The 26,760-nt window shown below is 36.5% G+C and carries 31 protein-coding genes and 5 pseudogenes; 31 read left to right on the plus strand and 5 right to left on the minus strand.

The window, feature by feature from the left end; translation table 11 throughout:
- Nucleotides 1-111: 111 nt before the first annotated feature.
- From JCM1039_RS02590 to JCM1039_RS10405, 13 genes are all read left to right on the plus strand, one after another.
- A complete protein-coding gene (locus tag JCM1039_RS02590) occupies nucleotides 112-1,629 on the plus strand; it encodes a hypothetical protein (protein WP_025014538.1) in 1,518 nt (505 codons plus the stop codon).
- Entirely contained in the window at nucleotides 1,626-3,818 is a 2,193-nt protein-coding gene (locus JCM1039_RS02595; protein ID WP_025014539.1) for an RNA degradosome polyphosphate kinase, read from the plus strand. Before JCM1039_RS02590 ends, JCM1039_RS02595 begins: the two co-directional genes overlap by 4 nt.
- Nucleotides 3,811-5,184 carry a DUF2252 domain-containing protein gene (locus JCM1039_RS02600; RefSeq protein ID WP_025014540.1) on the plus strand — a complete coding sequence of 458 codons (1,374 nt, stop codon included), beginning with the start codon at nucleotides 3,811-3,813 and terminating at the stop codon, nucleotides 5,182-5,184. Before JCM1039_RS02595 ends, JCM1039_RS02600 begins: the two co-directional genes overlap by 8 nt.
- 24 nt (nucleotides 5,185-5,208) lie before the next feature.
- Nucleotides 5,209-6,144, plus strand: a complete 936-nt coding sequence (locus tag JCM1039_RS02605; RefSeq protein ID WP_025014541.1) for a Ppx/GppA family phosphatase — start codon at nucleotides 5,209-5,211, stop codon at nucleotides 6,142-6,144.
- Between the two features lie 147 nt (nucleotides 6,145-6,291).
- A complete protein-coding gene (locus JCM1039_RS10390; protein ID WP_244438031.1) occupies nucleotides 6,292-6,915 on the plus strand; it encodes an alpha/beta hydrolase in 624 nt (207 codons plus the stop codon).
- On the plus strand, nucleotides 6,848-7,249 hold the full coding sequence (locus tag JCM1039_RS12505) for an alpha/beta hydrolase (RefSeq protein ID WP_236692608.1): 402 nt from the start codon (nucleotides 6,848-6,850) through the stop codon (nucleotides 7,247-7,249). Before JCM1039_RS10390 ends, JCM1039_RS12505 begins: the two co-directional genes overlap by 68 nt.
- Nucleotides 7,250-7,323: 74 nt before the next feature.
- Entirely contained in the window at nucleotides 7,324-7,506 is a 183-nt protein-coding gene (locus JCM1039_RS12510; RefSeq protein ID WP_236692609.1) for a hypothetical protein, read from the plus strand.
- Between the two features lie 2 nt (nucleotides 7,507-7,508).
- Nucleotides 7,509-7,931, plus strand: a complete 423-nt coding sequence (locus tag JCM1039_RS12515) for a dihydrofolate reductase family protein (protein WP_338034662.1) — start codon at nucleotides 7,509-7,511, stop codon at nucleotides 7,929-7,931.
- 93 nt (nucleotides 7,932-8,024) lie between these two features.
- Complete coding sequence (locus JCM1039_RS02620) at nucleotides 8,025-8,300, plus strand: hypothetical protein (protein ID WP_236692611.1); 276 nt, start codon at nucleotides 8,025-8,027, stop codon at nucleotides 8,298-8,300.
- Nucleotides 8,301-8,368: 68 nt separating this feature from the next.
- Entirely contained in the window at nucleotides 8,369-8,992 is a 624-nt protein-coding gene (locus JCM1039_RS02625) for an NUDIX hydrolase N-terminal domain-containing protein (RefSeq protein ID WP_025014543.1), read from the plus strand.
- A 108-nt stretch (nucleotides 8,993-9,100) separates the two neighbouring features.
- On the plus strand, nucleotides 9,101-9,343 hold the full coding sequence (locus tag JCM1039_RS12520; RefSeq protein WP_236692612.1) for a hypothetical protein: 243 nt from the start codon (nucleotides 9,101-9,103) through the stop codon (nucleotides 9,341-9,343).
- Nucleotides 9,344-9,518: 175 nt separating this feature from the next.
- Nucleotides 9,519-9,800, plus strand: a complete 282-nt coding sequence (locus tag JCM1039_RS12530; protein WP_236692613.1) for a PepSY domain-containing protein — start codon at nucleotides 9,519-9,521, stop codon at nucleotides 9,798-9,800.
- 222 nt (nucleotides 9,801-10,022) lie between these two features.
- A complete protein-coding gene (locus tag JCM1039_RS10405) occupies nucleotides 10,023-10,334 on the plus strand; it encodes a DMT family transporter (protein WP_373852432.1) in 312 nt (103 codons plus the stop codon).
- A gap of 59 nt (nucleotides 10,335-10,393) precedes the next feature.
- On the opposite strand, the gene JCM1039_RS02640 is transcribed toward JCM1039_RS10405, so the two are convergent.
- Nucleotides 10,394-10,855, minus strand: a complete 462-nt coding sequence (locus JCM1039_RS02640; RefSeq protein ID WP_025014544.1) for an Rrf2 family transcriptional regulator — start codon at nucleotides 10,853-10,855, stop codon at nucleotides 10,394-10,396.
- A gap of 145 nt (nucleotides 10,856-11,000) precedes the next feature.
- On the opposite strand from JCM1039_RS02640, the gene JCM1039_RS02645 reads away from it, so the two are divergent.
- The 8 genes and pseudogenes from JCM1039_RS02645 to JCM1039_RS11885 form a co-directional block, all read left to right on the plus strand.
- Nucleotides 11,001-11,909, plus strand: coding sequence for a glycine betaine ABC transporter substrate-binding protein (locus JCM1039_RS02645; RefSeq protein ID WP_025014545.1), 909 nt, complete (start codon nucleotides 11,001-11,003; stop codon nucleotides 11,907-11,909).
- 16 nt (nucleotides 11,910-11,925) lie between these two features.
- Complete coding sequence (locus tag JCM1039_RS02650) at nucleotides 11,926-12,570, plus strand: ABC transporter permease (RefSeq protein WP_025014546.1); 645 nt, start codon at nucleotides 11,926-11,928, stop codon at nucleotides 12,568-12,570.
- A complete protein-coding gene (locus JCM1039_RS02655; protein ID WP_025014547.1) occupies nucleotides 12,551-13,318 on the plus strand; it encodes an ABC transporter ATP-binding protein in 768 nt (255 codons plus the stop codon). Before JCM1039_RS02650 ends, JCM1039_RS02655 begins: the two co-directional genes overlap by 20 nt.
- Nucleotides 13,315-13,947 carry an ABC transporter permease gene (locus JCM1039_RS02660; RefSeq protein WP_025014548.1) on the plus strand — a complete coding sequence of 211 codons (633 nt, stop codon included), beginning with the start codon at nucleotides 13,315-13,317 and terminating at the stop codon, nucleotides 13,945-13,947. The genes JCM1039_RS02655 and JCM1039_RS02660 overlap by 4 nt, the downstream gene beginning before the upstream one ends.
- Entirely contained in the window at nucleotides 13,944-14,909 is a 966-nt protein-coding gene (locus JCM1039_RS02665) for a zinc-binding dehydrogenase (protein WP_025014549.1), read from the plus strand. The genes JCM1039_RS02660 and JCM1039_RS02665 overlap by 4 nt, the downstream gene beginning before the upstream one ends.
- A gap of 3 nt (nucleotides 14,910-14,912) precedes the next feature.
- The gene (locus JCM1039_RS11880) at nucleotides 14,913-15,773 is read left to right on the plus strand and encodes an NAD(P)H-binding protein (protein WP_025014550.1); all 861 of its coding nucleotides are present in this window, start codon (nucleotides 14,913-14,915) and stop codon (nucleotides 15,771-15,773) included.
- Nucleotides 15,774-15,917: 144 nt separating this feature from the next.
- Nucleotides 15,918-17,675, plus strand: coding sequence for an FAD-dependent oxidoreductase (locus JCM1039_RS02675; RefSeq protein ID WP_025014551.1), 1,758 nt, complete (start codon nucleotides 15,918-15,920; stop codon nucleotides 17,673-17,675).
- Between the two features lie 159 nt (nucleotides 17,676-17,834).
- A pseudogene (locus JCM1039_RS11885) lies at nucleotides 17,835-18,310 on the plus strand (transposase); the annotation flags it as partial.
- 231 nt (nucleotides 18,311-18,541) lie between these two features.
- Here JCM1039_RS11885 and JCM1039_RS02690 read toward each other — a convergent pair.
- The gene (locus tag JCM1039_RS02690; RefSeq protein ID WP_081775135.1) at nucleotides 18,542-19,105 is read right to left on the minus strand and encodes a LysR substrate-binding domain-containing protein; all 564 of its coding nucleotides are present in this window, start codon (nucleotides 19,103-19,105) and stop codon (nucleotides 18,542-18,544) included.
- Between JCM1039_RS02690 and aroD the strand changes: the two are divergent.
- Nucleotides 19,070-19,564, plus strand: a pseudogene (gene aroD / locus JCM1039_RS10415) (type I 3-dehydroquinate dehydratase); the annotation flags it as partial. The gene JCM1039_RS02690 and the pseudogene aroD sit on opposite strands and share 36 nt — an antisense overlap.
- A gap of 263 nt (nucleotides 19,565-19,827) precedes the next feature.
- A pseudogene (locus JCM1039_RS10420) lies at nucleotides 19,828-20,465 on the plus strand (NAD(P)H-binding protein).
- Between the two features lie 53 nt (nucleotides 20,466-20,518).
- On the opposite strand, the gene ribH reads toward JCM1039_RS10420, so the two are convergent.
- Entirely contained in the window at nucleotides 20,519-20,998 is a 480-nt protein-coding gene (ribH, locus tag JCM1039_RS02705) for a 6,7-dimethyl-8-ribityllumazine synthase (RefSeq protein WP_025014555.1), read from the minus strand.
- Nucleotides 20,999-21,010: 12 nt separating this feature from the next.
- On the opposite strand from ribH, the pseudogene JCM1039_RS10425 reads away from it, so the two are divergent.
- The 3 genes and pseudogenes from JCM1039_RS10425 (at nucleotide 21,011) to JCM1039_RS02720 (ending at nucleotide 23,149) form a co-directional block, all read left to right on the plus strand.
- Nucleotides 21,011-21,621 (plus strand): annotated as a pseudogene (locus JCM1039_RS10425) (TMEM175 family protein).
- A 107-nt stretch (nucleotides 21,622-21,728) separates the two neighbouring features.
- On the plus strand, nucleotides 21,729-22,196 hold the full coding sequence (locus tag JCM1039_RS02715) for a Dps family protein (RefSeq protein WP_025014556.1): 468 nt from the start codon (nucleotides 21,729-21,731) through the stop codon (nucleotides 22,194-22,196).
- A gap of 95 nt (nucleotides 22,197-22,291) precedes the next feature.
- Nucleotides 22,292-23,149, plus strand: a complete 858-nt coding sequence (locus JCM1039_RS02720) for an aldo/keto reductase (RefSeq protein ID WP_025014557.1) — start codon at nucleotides 22,292-22,294, stop codon at nucleotides 23,147-23,149.
- Between the two features lie 89 nt (nucleotides 23,150-23,238).
- Here JCM1039_RS02720 and JCM1039_RS10430 read toward each other — a convergent pair whose 3' ends face one another.
- On the minus strand, nucleotides 23,239-23,655 hold the full coding sequence (locus JCM1039_RS10430) for an N-acetyltransferase (RefSeq protein ID WP_244438032.1): 417 nt from the start codon (nucleotides 23,653-23,655) through the stop codon (nucleotides 23,239-23,241).
- Between the two features lie 76 nt (nucleotides 23,656-23,731).
- Nucleotides 23,732-24,285, minus strand: a pseudogene (locus JCM1039_RS10435) (hypothetical protein).
- Between the two features lie 213 nt (nucleotides 24,286-24,498).
- Here JCM1039_RS10435 and JCM1039_RS12825 point away from each other — a divergent pair.
- From JCM1039_RS12825 to JCM1039_RS02745, 5 genes are all read left to right on the plus strand, one after another.
- Complete coding sequence (locus JCM1039_RS12825; RefSeq protein WP_269082128.1) at nucleotides 24,499-24,909, plus strand: alpha/beta hydrolase; 411 nt, start codon at nucleotides 24,499-24,501, stop codon at nucleotides 24,907-24,909.
- Between the two features lie 47 nt (nucleotides 24,910-24,956).
- Nucleotides 24,957-25,253 carry an alpha/beta hydrolase gene (locus JCM1039_RS12830; RefSeq protein WP_269082129.1) on the plus strand — a complete coding sequence of 99 codons (297 nt, stop codon included), beginning with the start codon at nucleotides 24,957-24,959 and terminating at the stop codon, nucleotides 25,251-25,253.
- A complete protein-coding gene (locus JCM1039_RS12835; protein ID WP_269082130.1) occupies nucleotides 25,253-25,336 on the plus strand; it encodes a hypothetical protein in 84 nt (27 codons plus the stop codon). Before JCM1039_RS12830 ends, JCM1039_RS12835 begins: the two co-directional genes overlap by 1 nt.
- 85 nt (nucleotides 25,337-25,421) lie before the next feature.
- Nucleotides 25,422-25,955 carry a GNAT family N-acetyltransferase gene (locus JCM1039_RS02740; RefSeq protein ID WP_034532898.1) on the plus strand — a complete coding sequence of 178 codons (534 nt, stop codon included), beginning with the start codon at nucleotides 25,422-25,424 and terminating at the stop codon, nucleotides 25,953-25,955.
- Nucleotides 25,948-26,661, plus strand: coding sequence for a coenzyme F420-0:L-glutamate ligase (locus JCM1039_RS02745; RefSeq protein ID WP_025014559.1), 714 nt, complete (start codon nucleotides 25,948-25,950; stop codon nucleotides 26,659-26,661). The genes JCM1039_RS02740 and JCM1039_RS02745 overlap by 8 nt, the downstream gene beginning before the upstream one ends.
- Nucleotides 26,662-26,760: the final 99 nt, after the last annotated feature.

Genomic DNA, 26,760 nt, shown 5'->3' on the forward strand with positions numbered 1-26,760 from the left:
TTTTTCAAAATTAGGCCGTAAAATTTAGATCATCATCAAAAGTTAATATATAATTAATATAGAGTAAAAGTTTAACATTAAAGTAATTGCATTAATAGGTGAAAATAATAAATGAAGAAAACTTTATTTGGTTTAATTTATATGTCTTCCTATAAGATTCAACTTAACATAGTAGATCTAAAGGATCTAACTGTCATTGAAAAACTGGATTCGCCTTCGTTTTTACAAGCTGATAGTAAAAGCCAGGTTTTTGAACAAGATATGGACAAAATCTGTGATGCAATTGAAGGCTTTAAAGATAAGCTAGCAGAATATCAGATTAAGGATTTCAAGTTTTACGGTAATGAACAATTAATTGATGAAATGTCTGCCAGTTTTATTGCAGATCAGATCAAGGTTAGAACTGGTTGGAAGATCGAATGGCTTAATGGTGGTCAAATCGTCTACGCCAAGGTTTTAAGCGGGATGAAGAGTCAAGCAGAAGTAAATGACGATGGCGAGGACCACGCCACTTATTTGCTTAGTCTTGGTTCTGCAATGATCAACCTTTCTTTGTTTAAAAACAATAAGTTCGAATCAAGCTGGAGCCTGGCTTTAGGTCCACGAGAGATCCAAGAGATCAATGAAATCACTAATGAAACGCCTAATGATCCGATCTATGTTATCAATGATTACTTAGGTGCGAAGATCGGTCACTTGGCTCGTCAGATCAAGGATAATTCGCGTGCCGCTGTAATTATCCAACACGCTGATGCCTTGAATAATACTTATTTGAAGAAAGAGAACTCAGCTAACCAAATTACGCACGAAGAATTTCAACACTTCTATGATCAACTGATCCAAATGTCGCTTAACGATATCATGCAAAACTATGACTTGGAACCAGCTGTAGCTGACCACGCTATTCCTAATGCCATTTCAATCAAGCAATTCCTTTCTCTTTTAAATATTGGCACGATTTACATTACAGACATGTCTGTTGTCACCGGCCTTTTGATGCTAGAGAAGAGAGGCAAAGATACTGATATCATGATGACTTCAGCTCAAAATATGGCTCGACGCTATTTGGTTGATTTACACCATGCTACTGCAGTGCGCAAGTTTGCTTTGCATATCTTTGACCGTCTGCGCAAGGTACATCTTTTGCCTAAATCTGACAGAGAATTATTGAGTTGGGCTGCCATAGTTGATGATATTGGTAGTTTTGTTAACCAAGCAAGACGCTATGAGCAATCAGCCGAATTCTTGGATGATAATGAATTAATCGGCTTGTCTGATCGTGAAAACGAAATTGTTAGTGAAATTTGTCGTTATCAGACTATGAACGAAGATGGTTCTGCACCTGACATTGGTGGCCATCATTACCGTCACCTAGATCCAGAAATTCAGTTAACGGTTGCCAAGCTTTCCGCTATTTTACGAATAGCTACTGCGTTAGATGCTTCACACAAGCAAAAGATTAAGCAAATCGTTATTTCGCTGAAGAAAAATAATGAATTAATCGTCAGAGCCAAAACAAATGCGGATATTACATTGGAACGCTGGTCCTTTAATAAACGCGTGAAATTATTTGAAGACGTATTTGGCATCAAAGTTGTTTTAAAACAAGAGGGTATGAATAGACAATGAGTAGTACATTTTTAGGAAATGAAAAAGAAGAAACAAAACCGTTTTTGAAACCGGAATATTTCAATAATCGTGAATTAAGTTGGATGGACTTTAACGATCGAGTACTAGAAGAAGCTCGTAATAAGGACAATCCATTGCTTGAAAGAATCAACTTTTTAGGTATCACCCAAAGCAATGTTGATGAATTCTTCATGGTTCGTGTCGCTTCTTTGCACAAGTTGATTGCGGCCGGTATCAAGACTACTGATTCATCTGGTATGACTCCAGAAAAACAACTTGACGCGATTAACAAAAAGGAACACAAAGCAGTAGAAAAGAGATACTCAACTTACTGGCGTTCACTTTTGCCTCAACTTGAAAAGAAGAACATCTTTATTAAAGAAGTTAAAGATCTGAACGCACAACAATACGAATTTGTAAGACGTTACTTTAGTGATGAATTGTATCCAGTCATTACTCCAATGGCTGACGACACTAACCGTCCATTCCCATTTATTGCTAACGATTCTTTGAATATCGCTGTTCGTTTAAAGGACAAAGAAGATGGCAAGCATCACTATGCTACACTTAGAGTTCCTAATAACTTTAAACGTTTAGTTAAGTTACCAAAAGCGGACAACAGTTTTGTCTTACTAGAAGATATCATCAAAGAATTTGTCAGCAGCTTTTTCGACGGCTACGAAGTAAAAGAAGCCGCGATTTTCCGTGTTACTCGTGACATGGACTTGGACATGGCTGAACGTGATACTTCAGACTTTTTACGTAGTGTTCAAAAACAATTGAAGGACCGTGAACATGGTAAAGCTGTTCGCCTTGAAATCGAAAAGTCAATGGGTGACAAATTGCGTTCACGCTTGTTTGACAAGTTAAACGTTAAAAAGAGCGAAATCTATGAAATTTCAGGTCCAATTGATTTAACTTTCCTTAAGAAGTTAGCTGGCGCCGTTAAGGGACATGAAAAATTGCGCTATGCTCCAATTAAGGGTTACGTTGATCCAGACTTGGCTTTTTCTAGTGATATTTTTGCCAATATTAGAGAAAGAGATTATCTTGTACAACACCCATATGATTCATTTGATGCTGTATTGAACTTCATCCGTAAAGCTGCACATGATGACAAAGTTTTAGCCATTAAGATGACTCTTTACCGTGTTTCTGGTAATTCACCAATCATTAAATATTTGGGTCAAGCTGCCCAAGCAGGTAAGCAAGTTACTGTTTTGGTTGAAGTTAAAGCACGTTTTGACGAAGAGAACAACGTTCATTGGGCAAAGACCTTGGAACAAATGGGTTGTCACGTTATTTACGGTTTGAAAGGACTTAAGACTCACACCAAGATTACTTTGGTAATTCGTCGTGACGAAGATGGTATTCGCAGATACATTCACTTAGGTACTGGTAACTACAATGATGTAACTGCTCACTTCTACACTGATATGGGCTTGTTTACTTCACGTCGTGATCTTGGTGTTGACGCAACTAACTTGTTTAACATGCTATCTGGTTATTCACGTCCACCATACTTTAGACGATTGAGAATTTCACCAAAGCATATTCGTGAATTCATCAACCAAAAGATCGATAACGAAATTGAAATTGCTAAAACCGGCCGTAAAGCTGAAGTTCATATGAAGATGAACTCACTCTCTGACCCTGAAATCATTGGTAAACTATACGAAGCTTCACATGCTGGAGTTAAAATTCACTTAATTGTGCGGGGAATTTGTTGTTTAAGAACCGATATTCCTGGAATTAGTGATAATATTGAAGTACATTCGATTGTGGGTAGATTACTCGAACATAGTCGAATCTATTACTTCTATAATGATGGTAATCAGGATGTTTACCTTTCAAGTGCTGACATGATGAAGCGTAACTTGAACAGAAGAGTTGAAACACTGTTCCCAATTTTGCAGCCAGATTTGAAAGAACGTGTGCTTAATATCTACAACATTATGTGGAACGACAACGTTAAACCCCGTGTACTTCATGATAATGTATATTCAATGGTTGATAGACGTGGTAAAAAGGCCCTTAACTCTCAAGAGTACTTCATTCATCAATCACAAGAAAAAGAACGCGAATTAAAGCAAAAAGAAGATGAAGATAGAGATCCTGATGTCTTTGAAGTAATACGTAGAGAAGACAATGATTTAACCCTTGATGAAAAGAAGGATACGGATGAGTAAGGACTTTTTACTCAAAAGATTTAATACCGATAAGCTTCGATTAAATGCCAGTAAAGATGAATTAATCGAAGCAGGTAAGAAGCAAGCTAAAAAGGTGCCTGTTAGTGAGTTGGGTACTTTTAAGCCGGTTGAGCGGGATGCAGTTAAGATGATCAAAACACAGGAAGATACAATGATTCCTGAGCTTTTGCCATTGCGTCATCAGCGGATGACTGCCAATGCTTTTAGCTTCTTGCGTGGGACAGCCGGTGTCATGGAATATGATTTACTTCATAGCACGCAAAGTAAAATTTGGGTGATGACTTGTGGGGATGCCCACTTGAACAACTTTGGCTTTTTTGCCTCACCTGAAAGACAGTTGCTATTTGGTTTAAACGACTTTGATGAAACTAGAGTAGGCAACTGGGAGAGCGATTTGAAGCGTCTTATGGTTAGCGCCAAATTGATTGGTGAGATTAACGGTTACAATCCTGATAATCTTTATAAGATCTTGAAGAGCACAGCTAAGGCTTATGAAGATGGAATTGCTGATGCAGCAGGACAAAAACTGCTTGATCGTTTTTACACTTCATACAGTATCAATGACTTTTTCAATACTGTCAGTGACGACAAGCAATTGGTTAAAATTTTAAAGAAAATTGCGGATAAGGCACCAAAGAATAATTCAGATAAGGTAGTTAAGAAATTTACTACTGAAGAAGATGGCAAACTTGTTTTCAAAGAAAATCCACCTCGTGCTAGATGCATTTCTAATCAAACTTATCAAGAATTGGTCAGTGCCATGGATGAATATCAAAAGAAACTCTCACCAGATGTTAAACTTCTTTTGAATAATTTTAAACTAACCGATATCATTCGTTATAGTGTAGGTGTTGGTAGCTTTGGCACACGTTGCTACCTAGTTTTATTTACAGGTAGAGATGGCAGCCACTTGGTTTTGCAAATAAAAGAAGCTATGCCATCCAAATATGACTTGTCTAATCTATCTGTTGCGGAAGCTAAAGAGCAAGGGTATGAAGAAGGTCGTCGTGTTATTACCGGACAAAGTATCTTGCAAACCTTCTATGATCCATTCTTGGGCTATACTGAAGCAGGTGGCCGCAGCTATTATGTACGTCAATTCAGAGATATGAAAGACTCGATTGATACGATGAAGCTGGATGAAGAAAGCTTTGAAGCTTACGTTACACTATGTGCCTTCATTTTGGCTCATGCTCATTGTCAAAGTCCAACTGCTTCAATGGTTTATGGCTACTTGCAAGAAAGTAAGCAATTTGACAAATATATGGCTGATTGGGCCGTTGCTTATAGTAAGCAAGTAGAGCAAGACTATGAAGCCTTTGTGAAGTATCTGCGCGGAGAATAAAGAATAGACTGAGGAGGAAGGAAAATGACTAATTTAGTAGTAATTGACTTGGGTTCCAACTCGGTCAGAATGCAAATTTCCCAAATAGATGATTATGGTGGTTATACCATCATAGGCTACTTTAGAGAATACGTTCGTTTGTCCGAAAAGATGGGCAAAGAAATGATTCTTAAAGAAGAGCCGATGAAGAGAACTATTCAAGCCTTGAAAGATTTTAAGGCTAGATATACCCAATATGATCATGTAGTCGTCAAAGCTGTAGCAACAGCTGCAGTTCGCGGAGCAAAGAATCAAGCCGAATTTTTGAAACGAGTAAAAGATGAGGTTGGTCTTGATCTGCAGGTGATCTCAGGTAGTACAGAAGCCTATCTGGATTATGTTGGCGTAGTTAATACTTTGCCAATTAGAAACGGCATCATCATGGATTGTGGCGGTGCTTCAACTGAATTAGTTTGGGTACAAAACGGTGCTTGCAAAGAACGTATTAGTATTCCAATCGGTTCAGTTGTTTTGTCACAAAACTACAATTTAGCAGATTCAATCTCAGCAAGTGATCTTTATCGTGCCATGAATGCAGCAGGACAAAAAATCTCAACGGTTCGTTGGCTCGGACAAGTACATAATCTTCCGTTGATTGCGCTTGGCGGAAGCAATCGGACGATCGCTAAGATTCATCGTCGTAAAGTTACCGACGATGTTGATGAATTGCCTGATATTCATGGGATGCATTTACCACCACATTACATCTTTAACTTAGTCAGCAAATTGATTGCTATGAATAAAGATGAACGAATGAAGATTCCTGGTTTGGCTAAGAACCGGGCAGATGTAATCATCGGTGGTTTGATTCCTATTAGTCTAGTATTGCGTAATTTGCAGATTAGTGAAGTTATCTTTTCTAATTGCGGTTTGCGTGATGGTATCTTGTTTGAATACTTACGTCAAAGTAGAAAAGAATAATTATTAAAATCCAAGACTCTTGTCTTGGATTTTTTGTATTAAGGACTATAAGTATAAAGTATGGATTCTCATTTACAATAGATATTGGTAATGAATAAAGCGTAATGGCAAATTATAGTTAATCGAGTAATAGAAATGACCAATTATATGCCTTACGGATACATTACTAAATTAAGTGATAAATTAACGCGTGAACATGTTCGTTATAATAACAGATATGGAACTGCTATTGCGGCAGACATTTACTACGTAAAAGATATAGATAAAAATGCAAAATACCCTGCTTTGATCGTTGGTGTATCTTATGGTGGTACTAAGGAACAAGGTCCATGTGTTTATGCCAATGAATTGGCACAGCGCGGCTTTGTCGTTTTGACTTTTGACCAAGTACATATGGGTGAATCAGGCGGCGAGCCAAGACGTGTTTCATCTCCAGACTTATTTGCTGAAAGCTTCAGTGCCGCAGTTGATTATCTTGGTGTAAAAGTGCCATTTGTCGATCGTGAAAAGATTGGTGTTATTGGTATTTGTGGTTCAGGTGGCTTCGCGCTTTCTGCAGCTAGTGTTGATACTCGTATCAAGGCAATTGCGACTGCTTCAATGTACGATATTACCGATATTCGCGGGATGCAAAACTTATCTAAGAAGCAAATTGACGAAATGAAGGATAAGCTTACTCGTCAACGTTGGGCTGATTTTGAAAATGGTCAACCCCAAATACATTCCATTCTTCCCAGAAACTCCATATCCAAGTGTAGATGCTTTACCTAAGACTGATCCAATTACTAATGAATGGCAAAGATTCTACGCTGTACCACGTGGCTTCCATTCAAATGCACGTGGCGGCTTTACTACTACTTCAGACTTATCAATGCTTCAATTTGATGCCTTGGCTCATATCGATGAGATTACACCTCATCCAATTCTTTTTGTTTGTGGCGACAAGGCCCACTCAATAGCCTTCTCAGAAAGAGCCTACAAGCTTGCTAATGAACCAAAGGAAAAGTACATTGCTAAAGATGCAGAACACATCGATTTGTATGATCAAGTAGACAAGATTCCATTTGATAAGTTTGAAAGTTTCTTTAAGGAAAATTTTAAGTAAGAGGAATTTTAAATGACTAAACCCTATATTATTGTGCACATGATGACTTCAATTGACGGTCGTATCGATTGTGAATGACCGCTCAACTTGATGGTAATAGCGAATATTATTCAACTTTATCAGCACTTGAGGCACCAACTAGAGTAAGTGGTCGTGTTACTGCAGAAACAGAAATGGCCGATGGTGACTTTAAAGCTGATGATGGTGAAAAATTAGGTAAAGTTGCTTTTAAGAAAAATGCGACTGCTGATTCATAAATATTGTTACTGACTCAAAGGGTAGAACTGCATGGGGCAGAGAAAATGGCTCAGACTTCTCACATTTAATTTTGACCAGTGAAGATGTATCTAAGGAATATATCGATTACTTGAATGGTCATAATATTTCTTGGATTGCTGCAGGTAAGGAACACGTTGACTTAAAGCGTGCCATGGAGGTCTTAGCTGATGAATTTGGGATTAAGTGCTTGGCTCTCGTTGGTGGCGGTAAGATCAATGGTAGTTTTTTAAAGGCTGGTCTGGTTGATGAAATTAATCTTTTAATCGGACCAGGTGTTGATGGTCGAATTGGTCAACCAGCTGTCTTTGATGGTTTGACTAGTGGAGCATCTACACCATTAACATTGAAGAGTGTGAAGAGCTATCCAGATGGTGCTGTTTGGTTGAGATATTTGACTAAATAATACTATATCTTTATTAATTCCGTCCTGAATAGGTAGTTATGCTATAATGTTAAGTAAGCGATTAACTGCTTTAATTATTAATTGAAAGTTAAATTGGTAAAGATTGAGAATTATATTTGGATCGTTTCAGAAATCAATGTTGATGAGCTAATTCCTAAGATCAATTGTTTCAAATATAAGAATGATGGTGCTTACTTATTTGACGATCGAATTAAAGAATTGACCGAAGAGTATGATTTTACGCAAGAATTCCAAAAAGGCGAATCTTTTACTAGGATTTTTGGTAATAAGGAAAATGATGAGATTAAGATTGTTTTGCAATTGTTGAGAAAGCAATTGAGTACTGAAAAAAGTACTAGTGAAGAATAGCCATAATAAGCATGATATCAATATGGTTGATGTCATACTTTTCTTTTTGTCAAAAATGGAGGTGCAGTATGGAGCAGGATAATCAATTTTTGAAATGGGCAACGGATTTGCAAAGTATTGCGCAAGCAGGTCTTGAATATGGTAAAGATATCTTTGATAAGGAAAGATATGAAAAAGTTAGAGAAATTGCTGGTGAGATGATGCAAGCACAGACCGGCTTACCTAAGGAGAGAATTGATACGCTTTTCTTGGGGGATGAAGGATATCAGACGCCTAAGATTGATACGCGTGCTGCAATTTTTAAAGATGACAAGATTCTGCTTGTAAGAGAAAAATCTACGCAAACTTGGTCACTACCTGGTGGGTGGAATGATTATGACTGCACGACTGCTGAAAATTGTGCTAAAGAAGCAAGAGAAGAAGCTGGTAGAATTGTTAAACCGGTGAAGGTAATTGCAATTCAAGATCGTAACCATCATAATAAGCCGATTCGAGCAACTAATATTACGAAGATCTTTTATCTGTGTAAGGAGATCAGCGGACAATTTGAACCTAATGATGAAACTGATGCATGTGAGTATTTTGCTTTAGATAAATTGCCTAGGTTGTCCTTAGGACGCACCACTAAGGAGCAAATTTCCATGTGCTTTGAGGCTAATAAGGATCCTAATTGGAAAACTCGCTTTGAATAAAAATGAAGATTTTTTCATTTAATTTATATCCTTTCTTGGCTTTTAATAGCCAATTTTTTCGTAAACTAAATACATCAAGTTAAGTAATCAAGGAAGGAATTAACTATTATGAAAAAATCTACTATGAAAAAATTCTCTTTAGCTGCAGTTGTATTAGGATTAACTGTTGGAGGCGCAGGGGTTTTAATTAATCAGGCTAACGCATCAACTGGGGCGCAGATACTCAAACAGGGCAAAATAATAACCAGAAAACATCTAGCATCAATCTTTCACAAACTGACGCAATTAATAAATTTAATGAGAAATTTAATGAGAAATTTGGTTCAGTTTCAATTGAAGAAATTAACTTGAGGCCCAAAATGGTAAATACATTTATGAAATTGAAGGCTTTGACTCACAAAATGAGTACAAGGCAAAGATTAATGCAAGTAGTGGCAACATTATTAAATCAAAGACTGAGGAGTTAGATGCTGATGACAAAAAGGAAGCATTAGATATAGGCAATCTTATTGATCGTGATCAAGCTATGCAAATTGCACAGCAGTCAGCTCAAGGCCAGCCGGTTAAGTGGACTTTAGAAAAGGATAATGGTAAGGCTATTTGGGAGATCGAGTTCGAAAATGGTAATAAGGAAACTGAAGTTGAAGTCGATGCAAGTAGTCAGAAGGTTTTGAAGAGTGAAACTGACGATCATGATAAAAATATGAAGCACGATAAAGATGATGATCATAATAGGGATGAAAAACATGACAAGGATGACTATGATAGAGACGATCAACATGATCATGATCACGACGATGATGACTAATTGATATATAATATTTGAAAGTCATTCGAATTTATTCTGATTGTTTTTTAAGCTGGAATCAATTTTACATAGTTTAGCTATTTCGTTATACTATGTAACGTTCAAAAATAAATATTAAACTCCCACCGGGGCGGGCCAAGTAATGGTTACTTTCATTAGGTCTTTGAAGAAAGTAATCGATACTTGGCTTTTTTTATTTTGGAGGTAAAACTTATGTCATAGATTTATTTGTTAATTGCCGGAATTTTTGAAGTAGTATGGTCAACGGCTATGAAACTTAGTAATGGCTTTTCAGTACTGCTTTACTCCGTCATTACGGTAATAGGGATTATCATATCTTTTGGTAGCTTAGTGTTAGCAACTAAAAGCTTACCATTGAGTTTGGCTTATCCGATTTGGACAGGAATCGGAGCTGTCGGTTCGGTTATTGTGGGTGTGATATTATTTCATGATCAGTTATCAGGATTAACCTGGGTATTTGGCGTTTTACTTGTTGTCAGTATCATCGGAATTAAAATGACTTCAGGTAACTAGAAACAAAAAAACGGTTGAAGATCAATGCTTCATAGCAAAGATCCTCAATCGTTTTTCTTTTATTCATAATTTTGTTGCTTTTGTAAATACTCTTTTTCTTTTTGTTTAACTAAGATTGTGTCAATTACATCTGACAGCCTTGTGTCGTTAAGTTTAGCTTTAGCTGCAATCTCTGCTTGATTATAGTATTCTGACAAAGTTTCTTGAATATTGCCACCCACAATACACTGTGGATTGGTCTTATGATCGATTTCAAAGAGCGGCTTGTTCCTTTCAACTGCTAGGTAAACATCAAGCAGGGAAATTTTATCAGTTGGCTTAGCCAGTTTAGGATCAGGCGTACCGTGCTTTGTTTCAATTAAACCAGCCTTACGCAGCTCACCCATCAATTTACGTACCATTACTGGGGAAGTTTCGATACTGCTAGCAATGTTTTCACTAGTTAAAGGAATCTTACCTTTATAAATATGAATAAAAGCTAGTAAATGAATTGCATCGCTAAAGCGCGTTGATATCTTCATGTGATTTCTCCTTTCTTCAGTTGTAATTATACAAATTACAAATAAATTATGCAAATATGTTGACTATCAATATAAACGGATCTATATTATTAACTGCCGATTGAAATATGTAATTTAAAAAGTAACAAGTACTAAGGAGAATACTATGAATAATAAAAAAAAGTGGTCAATAATTGGTTTAATTGTAATTATTGTAGCTGTTGTGATTGCTGCCTGGCCTAAAGGCAACAATTCCAAACAAACTACTAAAGGAACAACTATTACTATTGGTTCTAAAAACTTTAGTGAAAGTAAGATCGTTATGCAAATCTGGACTGATGCTTTGAAGAAAGATGGTTACAGTGTAAAGACTAAACCAAACATTTCTAGTTCAGTCGTTTACCAAGCAATCAAATCAAAACAAATTGATCTTTATCCAGAATACACTGGTACAATTGCTATGACTTATCTTAAAGGTAAGATCGTTGGTAAAAGTGCAGATGCCATTGCTAATATTGCTCGTAAAGGAATGAAGAAGCAAGGCTTAACTACTTTGAATTATGCACCTGGTAACGATGCTCAAGGTATTGCTATTAGAACTTCAGTTGCTAAGAAATACGGTATCAAGACTATTTCTGATTTGCAAAAGAAAGCTAACAAGATTCGCTTTGCTTCTCAAGGTGAATTCGACAAGCGTGAAGACGGTATTCCAGGTCTTACTAAAGTTTATGGTAAGTTTAACTTCAAGAGCCATAAGGTTTATGATCCAAGCTTAAAGTACCAAATTTTGGCTAAAGGTGAAGGCGACATTACTCCTGCTTCAACTACTGAAGGTCAATTAGCTACCGGTAAGTACTTTGCTTTAACAGATAATAAGCACTTCTGGCCTGCATATAACTTGGTTCCACTTGTCAGAAATCAAACTTTGAAGGATAATCCTGGTATTAAGAAGGTTCTTAACAAGATCGACCGCAAGTTAACTACTACCGAATTGCAAAAGCTCAATAAGAAGGTCGATGTTGATGGTCAAAGCTATCAATCAGTAGCCAAGGATTGGGTAGATAAAAATTACTAAAAAATAAGAGGTTTTCATGCTCGCGCAAATCATTCGTTACTTTCAAACTTCATCAGCCGAATATTGGGGCTATGTTGGTCAACACCTTTTTCTTAGTTTGACTTCATTGATCATAGCTATGCTTATCGCCTTTCCGTTGGGCTATTTAGGCTCACGCAATAATGCAGTAGCGGCTTTTTGCCAGACCTTTAGTCAATTACTTAGAATTATTCCAAGTTTGGCATTGCTCTTTATCTTAATCCCAATAATGGGAGCAGGGGTTATCCCAGCACTAATTGCTTTAGTGGTCCTTGCACTTCCACCTTTAGTTGTAAATACAATTTTAGGATTTAATGAAGTTTCACCTGTATTAAAAGAAGTGGGCTTATCTCTTGGAATGGATCAAAGGCAACTATTAAAACAGATTTCACTTCCTTTGGCTTTGCCATATATTTTAAATGGTGTGAAGTTAGCCTTAGTAGAAATTATTTCAAGTGCAACTTTAGCAACTTATATCGGAGCAGGCGGCCTTGGTACGTTGATTTTCACTGGTCTTGGTCTTTACAAGATGCAATATGTAGTAATTGGTGCTGTAAGCGTAGCTCTTTTATCACTTTTATCCATGTTCTTAATGGATTGGGTAATTAGAAAGGTTAGAGAAGATGACCAAAGCAATTATTAAATTTGAACATGTAGCTAAAAAATATGGCAAGAATGAAATAATTTCAGATTTGAACTTTGAAATTAATCAAGGCGAATTTGTAACTGTTTTGGGTTCTTCCGGCTCAGGTAAAACCACTACCTTAAAGATGATCAATGGTCTGGAAAAGCCAACTAAAGGCAAGATTACTATCAATGGAAATGATTTAAACGATACGAATTTAGTTGATTTGTGTAGACATATTGGTTATGTAGTTCAATCAATTGGACTTTTCCCTCATATGACTATCGCACAAAATATAGCAGTTACTCCTAATTTACTTAATTGGGATAAAGAAAAAATCAATAAGACTGTTGATGATATGCTTAATCAAGTTGGACTTGATCCTAAGGAATACAGTGGTCGATATCCGGCACAGCTTTCTGGTGGTCAACAGCAGAGAGTTGGCGTTGCTAGAGCCTTATCGACCAATCCACCAATTATGCTTTTTGATGAGCCATTTTCGGCTCTGGATGCAATTATCAGACAAGACGTGCAACAAGAAGTAAAAGAATTACATCAAAATTTGAGTGATAAGACTTTCTTTTTTGTAACGCATGACATTAACGAAGCCTTATTCTTAGGCGATCGTGTAATGATCATGAACAAAGGCAAGATCGAGCAATTCGATACTCCTGAGAAGCTCGTTGCTCAACCTGCAACTGATTATGTAGCTCAACTTTTAGGAACTGTTAGACAGAATAGAGCATTATGGGAGCAATTTAAATGATCAAATATTGGCAAGATAATTCAGCACGCATGATGCAGTTAACTATTGAACACGCACGAATGGTTTTAATCGCGTTATTTATTGCTTTTTTGGTGGCAATCGTTTTGATCGCGGTCTTTCTACGCAAAAAAAACTGGATGAATAGTTTGATCTATTTCTTTTCATTGCTTTATTCAGTTCCAAGTTATGCGTTTTTCGCCTTGCTTATTCCGATAACAGGGCTAGGTGAAACAACGGCGATCATTGTTTTAGCCTTTTATAACGAATATGTTTTATTGCGAACCCTTATTACTGGTATACGAGAAGTTGATCCTAACTATATTGAAGTAGCACGTGGAATGGGTATGACACAGGAAGAGATTTTCACTAAAGTGCAGCTTCCATTATCGATGCCAGCAATTTTCTCCGGTTTACAAGTTGCCTTAGCTTCAACAATGGCGATTGCGACGATTGCTTCAACCATTAGTGCTGGTGGTCTCGGAGACTTGATGTTCGAAGGACTTCAAACGGGTAGAGTAGTGCCAATCTTATGGGGAACCATTTTAACGGTAGCTTTAACTTTGGTGTGCATTGTGATTCTGAAATTGATTGAAAACCTAGTGATTAGCGATGGTTTAGAAAAGAGTTGATAAAAACGAAAGCAGCAGTAATTAAAGAAGCTGGTGGACCAGAAAAATTTATTTACGAAGATGTAGCAACTCCTGAAGTAAAAGAAGGCTGGTCATTAGTCAAAGTTAAATGCTTTGGTATTAATCACTCAGAGATCTTTACTAGAAAAGGTTTGTCACCAAGTGTTAAATTTCCTAGAATTTTGGGAATTGAATGCGTCGGTGTGATTAACAAGACCACAGATTCTGATAGATTGCCAGTTGGACAAAAAGTAGTTTCAATCATGGGCGAAATGGGCCGTGCTTTTGACGGCTCATACGCAGAATACGCCTTACTTCCTAATAAGCAGCTATATCCAATTGAGACTGACCTTGATTGGGCAACCTTAGCTGCATTGCCTGAAACTTATTACACTGCTTTTGGCTCAATGCTTAACTTGAAGATTGCTAAGGATGATAAAGTATTGGTTCGCGCTGGTACAAGTGGCGTCGGTGTTGCTTTTGTTAAACTTTTAAAAGCAAAATATCCAGACATTTATGTAGCCGGAAGTTCTCGCAGTTTGAAGAAAGAAAAGCAAATGCTGGATGTTGGTTATGATGAAGCCATTATTGATCAAGATGGCGAATTACAAACTGATAAAAAGTTTGATAAGATTCTTGAATTGATTGGACCTAAGACTATTAAGAATAGTTTTAAACACTTAATTGAAGGTGGCATTGTTTGTTCAACCGGCCAATTGGGCAATCAATGGTACTTAGACAAATTTGATCCAATTATAGACATTGCTGCTAATAGTTATTTGACAAGTTTCTATTCAGGCAATGTTAATGAGGAGAAGATCAACCATATGCTTGATTATGTTAAAAAGTATGATGCAGATGCAAAACCAGAGCGTGTCTTTGATTTAAAGCATGTAGCAGACGCTCATCGCTATTTAGAGAATTCAAAGAGTTTTGGCAAAGTAGTTGTAGTGGAGGATTAGATTATGAAGATAGCAGTAACAGGTGCAACTGGTCATTTAGGTAGTCGTGTTGTAGCACATTTACAAAAGAAGACTGATACTAAAGATATCGTTGCTTTAGTGCACAATAAAAATCATGCGACTGCTTTGATTAATGAAGGTCTCGAAACTAGAGAAATCGATTTTCAAAAGCGTGAAAGTCTAGAAAAAGCTTTTGTAGGAATTGATACGTTAGTCTATGTAGCAAGTAAAACTTATTCTGTTTTTGATCGAGTAGGTGAACTTGAAAATGTTCTTGCGGCAATGAAGAAAAATGAAATTAAAAATCTGGTCGCAATGAGCTTTATTGCCGATCAAGAAGATAATCCATTTGTCATCTCACCATTTTATGGTTATTTACCAAGACGTCTTGCCGGAACTGATCTTAATTATGCCATTGCCAAGAACAGTTTGTATGCTGATCCATTGGTACCATATTTACCAGAATTGATTGAAAGAAAAGGTTTGATTTACCCAGTCGGCAAACAAGCGATGAGCTTCATTACTTTAGAAGATTCTGCAGAAGCTATGGCTACCATGGCACTTAATGAAGATGTTTTAAAGAGTAGAAGAACTTACTTGTTAACTCAAAGTCGTTCTTACACAATGCCGGAATTAGGTAAAATTATGACCAAGGTGACAGGTCATGAAATTGGTTATCACCCAGTTAGCGTTGAAGAATTTGGCAAGATTTATGCAGCTGAAGGTGATGGTGCTGAACTTGCTTCAATGTACAAGGGTGGCGCAATGGGTTACTTGCATGGCCTTAGCGATGACTTTGCTCATTTAACCGGTCATGAACCAGAAGCTATGGAACACTTCTTGACTAGAAGTTATCACGAATAAAGATAGAAGACGCTTTGTTAATACAGAGCGTCTTTTTATTTATAGAAAATATCTATTGAACTTTTAAAACAAATTTATTTCTTTAATCATAGATTATAGCTATAATGAATGCGATTTAATTAATGCGGCTAAAGGAGAAACAAAATGAGTAAAGAAACTATTAAGGCTAAAGCAGACGGCCGTAATGGACAAATAGATTTTGATATTGACCTTGATGGCAATCATATTGATGACGTCAAAGTAACTAAGAGTGCAGAAACCCCTGCAATCTTTAACCAAGTTTTTGATAAATTAAAGAATAGCGTAATTGATAATCAAAGCTTCGATGTTGATGCTGTATCTGGCGCTTCATTAATGACACAAGCAATGCTCGATTCAGGTAAAAAAGCATTAGAAGATAAAGATATTGAATTAGCTAAGCCTGAGCCTAAGGAACACAGGGAAATTAATTTAAACGTAGACGTAGCAGTTATTGGTTCCGGTATGGCAGGTCTGATGGCAGCATGTCGTGCTTTATCAATGGGCAAACGCGTAGTTGTTTTAGAAAAGAATGGTTACTTGGGCGGTGCTACTATTTTAAATGGTTCTAACGTAGTTGGCACAGGTTCAAAAGTTTCAGCTAAACTCTTTGGCAAAACTGCTAAGGAAGATTCACCAGTTTTGTTAGTTAAAGATATTACTAGAGAATGTAAGGGTACCAATTACCCAATGCTGTCTAACTTATTGGCTAATAATATTGGTCGTGCAGTTGACTTTATTACAGAATTTGCCAATTTGAAATACCAAAAAGCCGAAACTCAAACAGTTGAACACTCAGTAAATAGACAGATTGAAATGCCTTCAGAAAGTTCATATGAATTAATTACTAAAGTAGCCAAGGCTTTTGAAGAAAAAGGCGGCAAGATTATTCTTGATGCTCGCGTTGAGAAGTTAAACAAGAATGACACAGGCGTTCTCACTTCATTAGTAGCCGAAGGTAAGAATCAAACTGTTAACGTAAAATTCAAGTCTTTAGTTTTAGCTGCTGGTGGTTTTGGTGCCAAAGACTATAAGGAACATACCACTGATATTCCATACTATGGTCCAATGACATCAACTGGTGACTACTTCAATTTTGCTAAGAATATGAATCTGGTTTCTCGCAACCTCAACTGGTACAAGATCTATCCTCATGGTTTAGAAGTTGAACCAGGAATTGCTAAATTGACCACTTATTCAACTAAAGAAGTGGGTGATATGGGTGCGATTTTCGTTATTAAAGCGGGTAAGCGAATTGTTGATGAATCTGCACCATATACGCATTTTAGGGATGCAATTGCAGAGCAAAAAGATAAAGTTGCCTATGTGGTAATGGATCAAAAGATGTGGGATCGCTTCTATGAATTGATGCTTAAGTACGGCTTCAATAAAGATGAAGTTCAAGGCTACTTTGACTTAGATGGTAAAAAGAGTCCTGTCTTAGTTAAGGGTGATTTGAAGACTGCCGCTGAAAAAGCTGGTATCGATTATGCTACATTGAAGGAATCGCTTGATAACTATGAACAAGATGTAAAGGCAAAATATGATCCAGAGTTTGGCCGTGATCCTAAATTCTTGCATGCTTATGAAGGCGATACTTACTACATCGTTGAACAAAAACTCAGCTTCTGTACAACCTTAGGCGGCTATGAAACTAATGACCAAATGCAGCTACTTGATACAGCAATGGCACCTGTAGCTAACTTCTATGCATCTGGTGAAATTATTGGTGGAGCAAATGGTCGTGATTCAATGCCAAGTATGATGAATTCCTGGTCATACGCTTCAGGCTTTGTCGCAGGTACTTCAGCGGCAGATAATGCCAACTACAATCATAGCAGCGATGAAAAACCAATTGATGTAACTTCTGGTGCATCAGAATAAAAGTAAAAGAAAGTGTCTGGGAAAAAACTAGTTCCGGCAGATCAAAAAAGAACGATGATTTTCATTTCGAATCTCATCGTTCTTTTTCTGTACTTTAATAGTCTTCCTTGATATTATTGAATCACCACAAAACAAAAATGAAAGAAGGCTTATTAATGTATTCAAAATTATATCACAGGTCAAACAGCTTTAACACTCAATTTAGATTTTACTATTCCTAATAATCATCTGCCTACTGTTATTAGCTGGTTCGTGGATTCTATTCCAGAAGAAGTACTGCTAGATAATACCGCTCAAACTGGACGCCCAGCTTATCACCCAGCCATGATGCTTAAAATTCTGCTTTTTGCTTATTCTAGAAAGGTATTTTCAGGTAGAAAAATTGAATTAATGCTGGAAGAAAATTTGCCCATGATGGTGCTGGCAGAGTATCAGAAGATCTCCTACCATACCATCAATAACTTTAGATCTAGCGATCATGCCAATCAGCTTATCAAGAAAAGCTCCTTTACTTCACTAACCTATTAGAGCAAGAGGGACTTATCAATGAAGGGGCTATCTTTATCGATGGTACCAAGATTGAAGCTGATGCCAACCGCTATACATTTGTCTGGCGCAAAGCTGTTGAAAAGTTTTTGGTATGCGCCCAACACATTTAAGTGGTAAAAATAAAGTAGAAACAGATGTTGGAATAGCCTTTATGATGATGAACTTAAGCAAATATTGGGCCAGAAGATGGTCGAAGGACCAATATGCATTATTGACAAATAAAAACAGAAAGAAAAAGACGGTCAAGCAACTCAAATTAAGAGTTAGCTTGATCGTCTTTTTACATCTAAGAGGTAGTTTTTTCCCAGACACTTTTGTTAGATAAGCCTGTCTTTGCTAACATAATTTTGGTAGCAATATTTTTGTACGAATTCATTAAAGCGATTAACTGCTGGTGGCAAGAAGTGATCGCTCTTTGTGATGATGTAAATTGGGTGCATGCCAATTTTATCTTTCAAGTGAAGCAATTTTACTTCATTTGGATTTAGTTGAGGTAAATTTGTAACGACTGCAACACCATAATTCCAATGAACAAAACCGATAATGGTATGATCTTCTACTGCTCCAATTAAAATCTTTGGTTTGATATTAGCCTTGTTAAACATTTGATCCAGTTGCGGACGCAAGCCGCTTTTTTCAGAATAGTAAATAAAAGGATATTGGACGAGCTCTTTTAAAGAGACGTCCTTTTGTTTAGCCAAAGGATTTTCAAAAGGCACAGCGGCTAAGATTTCTTGATCAACTAAGTGGAAGGTATTAATTTTATCCTTAATGTCCTGTCTTTGCGACATTGAAGCTAAAACAATATCGAGTTCATCGTTTAAAAGGGCATCAATTAGATGAGCGGCGTTCTTGAGCTTGATGAAGAAGGCTACTTGAATTTACTTAACACCATCATCGTGAATAGATTAGGGGATGCCGTTGATATTAAACTATTCCACAATGAAGACCGTGTTAAGGAATTAGTTGCCGAAGCACATAATTATAATGTAGTCGTAATTATGAGTAATCATGACTTTGAAAAAGTACTTGCTAAAGATGTGATTGAATTTCGTTTGAAGAAGATGGCAGCTTTAGGTGCTGATGTACCTAAGCTTGCATGTATGCCTCATAACGCAAAAGACGTTTTGACCTTATTAAGTGCAACTAATGAGGTAAATGAAGCAATTGATAATCCATTAATCACTATGGCAATGGGAGATATTGGCAAGGTAACTAGAATTGCAGGACAAGTATTTGGTTCTAGCTTATCATTCGGTGCAGTGGGAAAGACATCGGCCCCAGGTCAATTATCAATTGACGATTTAAGAAATGCAGAAAATTATTTAGAAATTAAGTAAGAAAAATAATTTTTGGATCTCGACGAAGTCGGGATCTTTTTTTATAGTTAATGTTTCTAAAGCAAGTTGTTACTAAATATTTTTAATAAAAACTAACTATCTAGCATCACACCAAATCAAAAAACGCCAATCTACAAAAACAAAAGTAAGTAAACGTCTAAATCTATTAAATGCAAATTCTTGATGACTTACAAAAAATAAGCTGTATTATATTTGAATTGAAATTTGACGAATATATTGTATTAATTTGAGGAGGATAGATTATGCGAATTTTTGTAGCTGGTGGTTCAGGTCGTGTCGCAACTGAATTAATTAAAGACTTAATTGCCGACGGTAATACCGTTGTAGCTGGCGCACGCATGAAGACCATATTATTAAGCTAAATAATGTAAAGCCGGTTCACATGGATCTCCATGCTAGTGTGGATGATCTTGCTAAATTGATGAAAGGCAGCGATGCCGTTTACTTTACTGCAGGTTCTCGTGGTAAAGATTTACTTCAGACAGATGCATTCGGCGCTGTAAAGACAATGCAAGCAGCAAAGAAGCTTGGCATTGAAAGATACATTATGCTTAGTTCGATCTTTGCTCTTCAACCAGACATGTGGCATATTGATGGCTTGGATCAAATCTTAGATTATACTATTGCCAAGTACTTTGCAGATAACTACTTAGTAAACCAAAGTGATCTTAAATATACCATTTTGCAACCAACTAACTTAACTGAGGAAAAGGGTACAGGTAAGATAAGTCTAGATGTAACTGGGGTAACTTCTAACCCAATTCCTGATGTAGCAAAGACATTGGCTGAAATCCTCAAGCATGATAATACTATTGGTAAGGTTATCATGATGAATTCTGGTGATACACCAATTGATGAAGCTTTAGCTAGTGTTAAGTAAAATAACTAAAAAGCATCCCTAAATTTGGGATGCTTTTTTTGTACAATAATTTTTTAGTTCATCATTTTATTCAAAGAGATCATTTCTAATAAAGTTTGAGCAGTAGAACTACCTTCATTACCAGCCTTTAAGCCAGCTCTTTGCAAAGCTTGTTCAATATCATCAGTTGTCAAAATTCCAAATGTGACAGGTATCTTGGCTTCCAAATTAATCTGCATAATTGCACTTGTAACATTTTGAATAATCATACTGTAGTGATCAGTTTCACCCCTGATCACAGCACCTAAAGTCATGATGCCATCATATTTATCACTAAGCATAATCTTTTTAGCGGTAAAGCCGATTTCAAAAGCACCAGGTACCCAATAAACATCAATATTCTTTTCGTTTACTCCAAATTGCTTAAGGGTAGCCAATGCACCGTCAACTAAATGATGGGTAACAATCTCATTAAACTTTGAGGCTACAATAGCAATCTTTACATCATTATTTTTAAAAATACCTTGGATAAATTTTCTGATGAAGAAAAGCAAAAACTAGCTGATATGCAAGAGCAATTTAAAGCTGCTCAAAAAGAAGAGCCTGCAAATTTAAGGGAGCATTTGCCAGCTTTCAATGATGGGGTAATGGCCATCATCATTACGATCATTGTGTTGGAAATACAGCCAGCTATCAACGAGGTTCATTATAAAGGCTTCTTGAGTGATATAGCTGTCCTTTCTTCATAGTTGCTGATTTTTGCTATGATCTGCATTTATCGTTTTTATATTATATTGTTAGACCAACAAAAACTGTAACAATTATGGATTTTATGCTATTAGCGGATTTATCTCTTTTTCCAGTGATGAACAAATGGATCATGGCTGAAACATCGACTTTTGCAGTAGTGAACTTTGGTGTTGTCTTTTTAATTGCAAAAGTAGTTGAAATTCTGACTCAATATTTTGGGGCAAAAGAGACGGTGAAGGATTCACAAATAATGCGAATTGTTATGAATAAATCATTTGTAATACGAAGCGTATTTGATCTAGTTATTAATATTATTTTGATAATCATGTCTCTTTATATTCCAAGAGTAGCAATGATTTTGTATCTGATTATTCCAGTGATTTCATTTATTTTCCCTAATCGAATTAGATTAACAAATAAAGATTAATATTCAAGACACTTTTTAAGAAGTGTCTTTTTGTTTTAGGTCGAATTATTAGTACTTTTAAGAAAAAGATGCTACAATTAAAGAAATCGGTTTAAAGGAGGCTTTATATGAAATATACCAAAACAAAAGAAATTTTAAATCAAGCAGTTGCTGATTTAACTCAACTTATCATGATTACTCGTCAACAGCATTGGTACATGAGAGGTTCAAACTTTTTGAAACTTCACCCATACCTCGACGATGTTATGGACGAGCTTGATGAACAAAGAGATTTAATTTCGGAAAGATTAATTACCATTGATGGGTCACCTTATTCAAGTTTATCTGAAGTATTGAAACATACTAAACTAGAAGACAAGCCTGGGGAATGGGGCATTTCGACTAAAGATAGATTCAAGACCATTATTGCTGGCTACCGCTATTTAGATAAGCTTTATGAAGAAGGAATTAAAGCTAGTGATGAAGAAGGAGACTACGGTAGCAACGATATTTTGACTAGCTGTCATACGGATATCGAAAAGAGAATCTGGATGATGCAAGCTGAGATTAATGAAGCTCCTGAAATCGATAAGTAACTAATGAAACTTTGTAGGTCGCTTTTTAGCGCTTACAAAGCTTTTTAGTTTATACTTAATGTAATTACTTATAAATATATAATTTAGGAGAAAACATGAAATTTAATTCTTTACAAGATACTTATACGTTGAACAACGGTGTTAAGATTCCAATCGTTGGTTTTGGTACTTGGCAAACACCAGATGGTGAAGTTGCTGAAAAATCTGTTTTGGCAGCTTTGAATGCTGGCTATCGTCATATCGATACTGCTAAGGCATATGGTAACGAAGATAGTGTTGGAGCAGCTATTCAAAAGAGTGGTATTAACCGTCATGAATTGTTTGTTACTACCAAGTTATGGAACTCAGATCATGGCTATGAAAAGACTAGGAAGGCCATCGATCAAAGTTTGCTTGATTTGAAGCTTGACTACCTGGACATGTATTTGATTCACTGGCCAAATCCAGCTAACATGCGCGACAACTGGGCTGAATTGAATGCTGAAAGTTGGAGAGCTATGGAAGAAGCTGTTCAAGCAGGTAAGATTCGTGCAATTGGTGTATCTAACTTTAGAAAGCGTCACCTTGATGCATTAATGGAAAATGCAGAAATCAAGCCTGTAGTAAACCAAATTTTCTTGAATCCAAGTGACTTACAACCTGAGGTTGTTGCTGAAAATAAGAAATACGATATGCTTAACGAAGCCTACAGTCCACTTGGTACAGGTGGGTTGTTAGGTAACGATGTAGTTAAAGAAGTTGCCGCAAATTATGGCAAGTCTCCAGCACAAGTTTTGATTCGTTGGTCATTACAACATGGTTTCTTACCACTTCCTAAGTCAGTTCATCCAGAATACATCAAGGCAAATGCAGAAGTATTTGATTTTGAAATTAGTCCTGAAGATATGGTTAAGCTTGATGGATTACATGGTGTAGCTGGTTTGGCTAATGATCCAGATAAAGTTAACTTCTAATAGATAAAATAATAAACGCTCGATTTCTGTCAAAATGCAGAAGTTGAGCGTTTTTTGTAGTTAAAGTCTCTTTTGTAAATAAATCATATCTACAAGTTGTTTTCCAGCTTCGAAGATTGGATGGTCGTAATTATCAACGAAAAAATTTCGTTTGCGACCACTGACTTTAAAACCAATTTTTTCATAAAAAGGCAAGGTGAGAGGACTATCGCCAGTGCCAACTTGAAGAATATCGAACTGACCACGATATTTTTGTTCAATGAATTCAACGAGTTTTTGTGCATAGCCTGATGTTGGAAGTCTGGATTAGTGGCTAAATTCTTTATTTCTAAAATTTTGTTACCTTCATCAGTGACAACACATTCTGAGATAGCTGTATCATCTTGAAACAAGACATACATCTTACCCCGGTCAAGGTATTTATCTACCATGCTTTCTTGCTCATCAGCCAGAAGGAGTAGAGAAAGATATTGTTTTTTGTTAGTTGTAATTTTTTTGATCTTCATAGCTACTAAGATACCACCATAATAAAAAATCTCATAATTATTAGACATTAATCTAGTAATTGTGAGATCTTTTGGTTTAAGCTTTTACAATTTTACCTGCAGCAATAGGTAAAGTAGTGTGAGCATCGTAACTCATTACATCGCCTTTAACAGAATCAGGCAACTTTAAATCGGCTGGCACACCGTGGACATAAACAACACGTTTATCTAATTGAAGGTCAGTTGAACCAAAGGCTTCTTTAAACTTAGCTTGAAGCTTATCTAAAGGAACATCAACTTCATATTCGTAGTGGCCATTTTCATCAGCAACTGGATAACCATCGTGAGGGATGTTCATGTCTTCTGGAGCACTATCTAATGGCACCATTGTTGTACCTGAAACTGGCTCTGTTTCTGGTAAGTCAATATAACCATCATGGTTAACATCTTGCGCCATGGTTGGAACTTGTGCATCCCTGCCATCAGGGAAACCATGGAAGTGTTCCCAGTGTTCGATGTTTTTAGGAGTATCGAACATCTCAACCTTGATATGAAGCTTATCGCCATTTTCGGTAAATTCGGCAGTTCCATGTGGCTAACTCCAATCTTGTCAGCATTTAAAGCAGTAATCTTAGCAATGTATTTAGTCATAATGATTCTTCCTTTCGTTTAGTTTTCTCACTTGTTGACTACAGTATAGGAGCGATAATTTAAATAAAAATTGATCTAAATCAAGAAAACCTAAAATGATAAAAAATATTCCCATAGCTTTAGCTATCGAAAAGCAATCTAAATAGGTATTTCACATTATGAGTTCTTTTAAGTAAGATTTATTTATAAATAAATCTTAGAAAGAGGATTTGAATGAAGAAAAAAGCATATTGGATAAGTGCGATTATCGTCATCATTTTGATAATCGCCGGTGTTTTTGCATTTAATAAGCATCAACAACAAGAAAATGATGTGCAGTCTATTAGAAAAACCAAAGTCACTAGTAAAAATATCCCTACATTCTTCTTCCATGGCTGGGGAAGCAGCTATCATGCTGAAGAAGATATGACAGCCGCCATTAAAAAAGCTGGTGTATCTAACACAATAGTTCGAGTAAACGTCAATAAAAATGGTCAAGCAAAGATAATTGGAAAAATTACTAAAAATGCGAAGAACCCACTTGTAGAAGTTAACTTTGCCGACAATAAGTTGACTAATGCTCATGGTTCATATACTAAGTACCAAGGCATATTATTCAATAGGTGCAAGATATGTCAAATGTAGTTAATGATTGATACGGTTACCACCAGATTAACGTTGTATCTCACTCAATGGGTAATCTAGAATTTGCTAACTACATTCGTCGTTACCACGCGCAAAAAGATTTTCCGGGTGTTGAACACTGGGTATCCATGGCTAGACATTATGATGGTATCGTCGGCATCAACGACGAACCTACTAAAACGAAGATTGATGCTAAAACGGGTAAGCCTAGCCGAATGGAACCGGAATATCGCGCACTATTAAGTCTTAGAAATATTTTTCCTCGTGAAACCAATGTGTTAAACATTTTTGGTAATCTAGAAAATGGCACAAATATGGTCGTGTCAAATCATATCAAGAATTAATGATTCGCGGTCGAGGCGGTCAACATAGTGCACTGCACAATAACAGCCAAGTTAACAAAGCATTGATTAGATTCATTTGGTAAAAAATGAAGATTATTAATAAAAGCATCCCTAGTAATGGGGATGCTTTTGTAGTGTATACTTAAAGAAAAAATAAGGGAGGCTTATATGTCACAAATCGTTATTCGTAAAATTGATGCAGCTCATAATAAAGATGCTAGAATTCCTAACCAACCATTTGAAATTTGGGGACGCATGATTCCTAGCATAGATCATGGAAAATGGAGCTATGAAGTTGAAAAAAATGAAAAGCCGACGCAAGATTGTTTTCCTGATGAACGATATAATGTCACAAAAGATGACGCAACATTTTTAGGTGCGTATGATGGTGATACTTGTGTAGGTCTTGCCGTTTTACGTAAAGATATGTTCAGATATCTCTATCTAGATGATTTGAAAGTAAATCGTGACTATCGTGGTCAAGGCGTAGGCGGCAAATTAATTGAGGCTTGCATGCATAAGGCGGAAAAGCTAGGGATGCAAGGTGTTTATACGATTGGCCAAGATACTAATGCCTCAGCTTGCTTGTTTTACTTAAAGCACAGTTTTGACATTGGCGGCTTTGATAATCGTAGCTACCGTGGCACGGCTCAAGAAGATTCTGCCAACATTTTCTTCTATAGGGATTTGAAAAATGATTAGTATAGAAGGTCTAAATGGTGTCTCTCAACTAAAAAAGCAGTGTGATCTAGGCAAGGTGCTTTTAGACACAATAAATAATCAAAAGTTTGATTTGAAAAATGGAGATATTTTGTGCATATCTTCTAAGATGTGTTCCATAGCTTATGGAAATATAATTGATCTTAACAATATTACTCCTTCCAAGTTAGCTAAAGAAATTCATGAAAAAATTCCTAGAAAAAGCCCAGAACTAATCCAAGTGATCTTAGATCAAACTGAAGATGCAACTGGGAACAGGATTATGATTGCTGACAACTATATTGGTGGTTGGCTTCCTACTGGTCTCTTTTTGACAAGCGCTGGGGTAGATAGACAAGAAGTAGATAAAGCAATTGTACTTCCTGAAAACTGTGATTTAGTTGCTAGAGAAATTGGAGAAAGACTTGGTAAAGCCTTAAAGGTCAAAATTGCCATCGTTATTACTGATAGTGATGGTAGAGTGGATAAAAAAGGTGCTAATCAAGTTGCCGTGGGATTATATGGAATAGATGGTTTAAGAAAAACGCAGCATGATGGTAAAAAATATATTGAAACACTGTGCGACATGCTAGCCAGTACAGCTGGCTTGGTAATGGGCCAACGTGGAGTGAATATTCCTGTGGTAAGAATTCGAGGAGTAGAATACGGATTTCATGAATCGGCTACGATTGAGGATGCAATAAATTAACGACGTAAATAATCTTTAACTTATATATTGATTTAACAAATGAAAGAAAGAGGACTACCATTATACATGGCTGGACAAACATCCTTCCTTGTGAAGTGA

The sequence above is a fragment of the Lactobacillus kitasatonis DSM 16761 = JCM 1039 genome, assembly GCF_000615285.1.
Lineage (GTDB): Bacteria > Bacillota > Bacilli > Lactobacillales > Lactobacillaceae > Lactobacillus > Lactobacillus kitasatonis.

Bases quoted from the DNA above. Each gene is read 5' to 3' on its own strand.
- JCM1039_RS11880 (WP_025014550.1), top strand. From the start codon at position 14,913: ATGAAGATAGCAGTAACAGGTGCAACTGGTCATTTAGGTAGTCGTGTT.
- JCM1039_RS02650 (WP_025014546.1), top strand. From the start codon at position 11,926: ATGCTCGCGCAAATCATTCGTTACTTTCAAACTTCATCAGCCGAATAT.
- JCM1039_RS02675 (WP_025014551.1), top strand. From the start codon at position 15,918: ATGAGTAAAGAAACTATTAAGGCTAAAGCAGACGGCCGTAATGGACAA.
- JCM1039_RS02660 (WP_025014548.1), top strand. From the start codon at position 13,315: ATGATCAAATATTGGCAAGATAATTCAGCACGCATGATGCAGTTAACT.
- JCM1039_RS02625 (WP_025014543.1), top strand. From the start codon at position 8,369: ATGGAGCAGGATAATCAATTTTTGAAATGGGCAACGGATTTGCAAAGT.
- JCM1039_RS02595 (WP_025014539.1), top strand. From the start codon at position 1,626: ATGAGTAGTACATTTTTAGGAAATGAAAAAGAAGAAACAAAACCGTTT.
- JCM1039_RS02655 (WP_025014547.1), top strand. From the start codon at position 12,551: ATGACCAAAGCAATTATTAAATTTGAACATGTAGCTAAAAAATATGGC.
- JCM1039_RS02715 (WP_025014556.1), top strand. From the start codon at position 21,729: ATGAAATATACCAAAACAAAAGAAATTTTAAATCAAGCAGTTGCTGAT.
- JCM1039_RS02640 (WP_025014544.1), bottom strand. From the start codon at position 10,855: ATGAAGATATCAACGCGCTTTAGCGATGCAATTCATTTACTAGCTTTT.
- JCM1039_RS02590 (WP_025014538.1), top strand. From the start codon at position 112: ATGAAGAAAACTTTATTTGGTTTAATTTATATGTCTTCCTATAAGATT.
- JCM1039_RS02645 (WP_025014545.1), top strand. From the start codon at position 11,001: ATGAATAATAAAAAAAAGTGGTCAATAATTGGTTTAATTGTAATTATT.
- JCM1039_RS12505 (WP_236692608.1), top strand. From the start codon at position 6,848: ATGGTCAACCCCAAATACATTCCATTCTTCCCAGAAACTCCATATCCA.
- JCM1039_RS02745 (WP_025014559.1), top strand. From the start codon at position 25,948: ATGATTAGTATAGAAGGTCTAAATGGTGTCTCTCAACTAAAAAAGCAG.
- JCM1039_RS02720 (WP_025014557.1), top strand. From the start codon at position 22,292: ATGAAATTTAATTCTTTACAAGATACTTATACGTTGAACAACGGTGTT.
- JCM1039_RS12825 (WP_269082128.1), top strand. From the start codon at position 24,499: ATGAAGAAAAAAGCATATTGGATAAGTGCGATTATCGTCATCATTTTG.
- JCM1039_RS12835 (WP_269082130.1), top strand. From the start codon at position 25,253: ATGATTCGCGGTCGAGGCGGTCAACATAGTGCACTGCACAATAACAGC.
- JCM1039_RS12520 (WP_236692612.1), top strand. From the start codon at position 9,101: ATGAAAAAATCTACTATGAAAAAATTCTCTTTAGCTGCAGTTGTATTA.
- JCM1039_RS02740 (WP_034532898.1), top strand. From the start codon at position 25,422: ATGTCACAAATCGTTATTCGTAAAATTGATGCAGCTCATAATAAAGAT.
- JCM1039_RS12830 (WP_269082129.1), top strand. From the start codon at position 24,957: ATGGGTAATCTAGAATTTGCTAACTACATTCGTCGTTACCACGCGCAA.
- JCM1039_RS02605 (WP_025014541.1), top strand. From the start codon at position 5,209: ATGACTAATTTAGTAGTAATTGACTTGGGTTCCAACTCGGTCAGAATG.
- JCM1039_RS10430 (WP_244438032.1), bottom strand. From the start codon at position 23,655: ATGAAGATCAAAAAAATTACAACTAACAAAAAACAATATCTTTCTCTA.
- JCM1039_RS12510 (WP_236692609.1), top strand. From the start codon at position 7,324: ATGACCGCTCAACTTGATGGTAATAGCGAATATTATTCAACTTTATCA.
- JCM1039_RS12530 (WP_236692613.1), top strand. From the start codon at position 9,519: ATGCAAATTGCACAGCAGTCAGCTCAAGGCCAGCCGGTTAAGTGGACT.
- JCM1039_RS10390 (WP_244438031.1), top strand. From the start codon at position 6,292: ATGCCTTACGGATACATTACTAAATTAAGTGATAAATTAACGCGTGAA.
- JCM1039_RS02600 (WP_025014540.1), top strand. From the start codon at position 3,811: ATGAGTAAGGACTTTTTACTCAAAAGATTTAATACCGATAAGCTTCGA.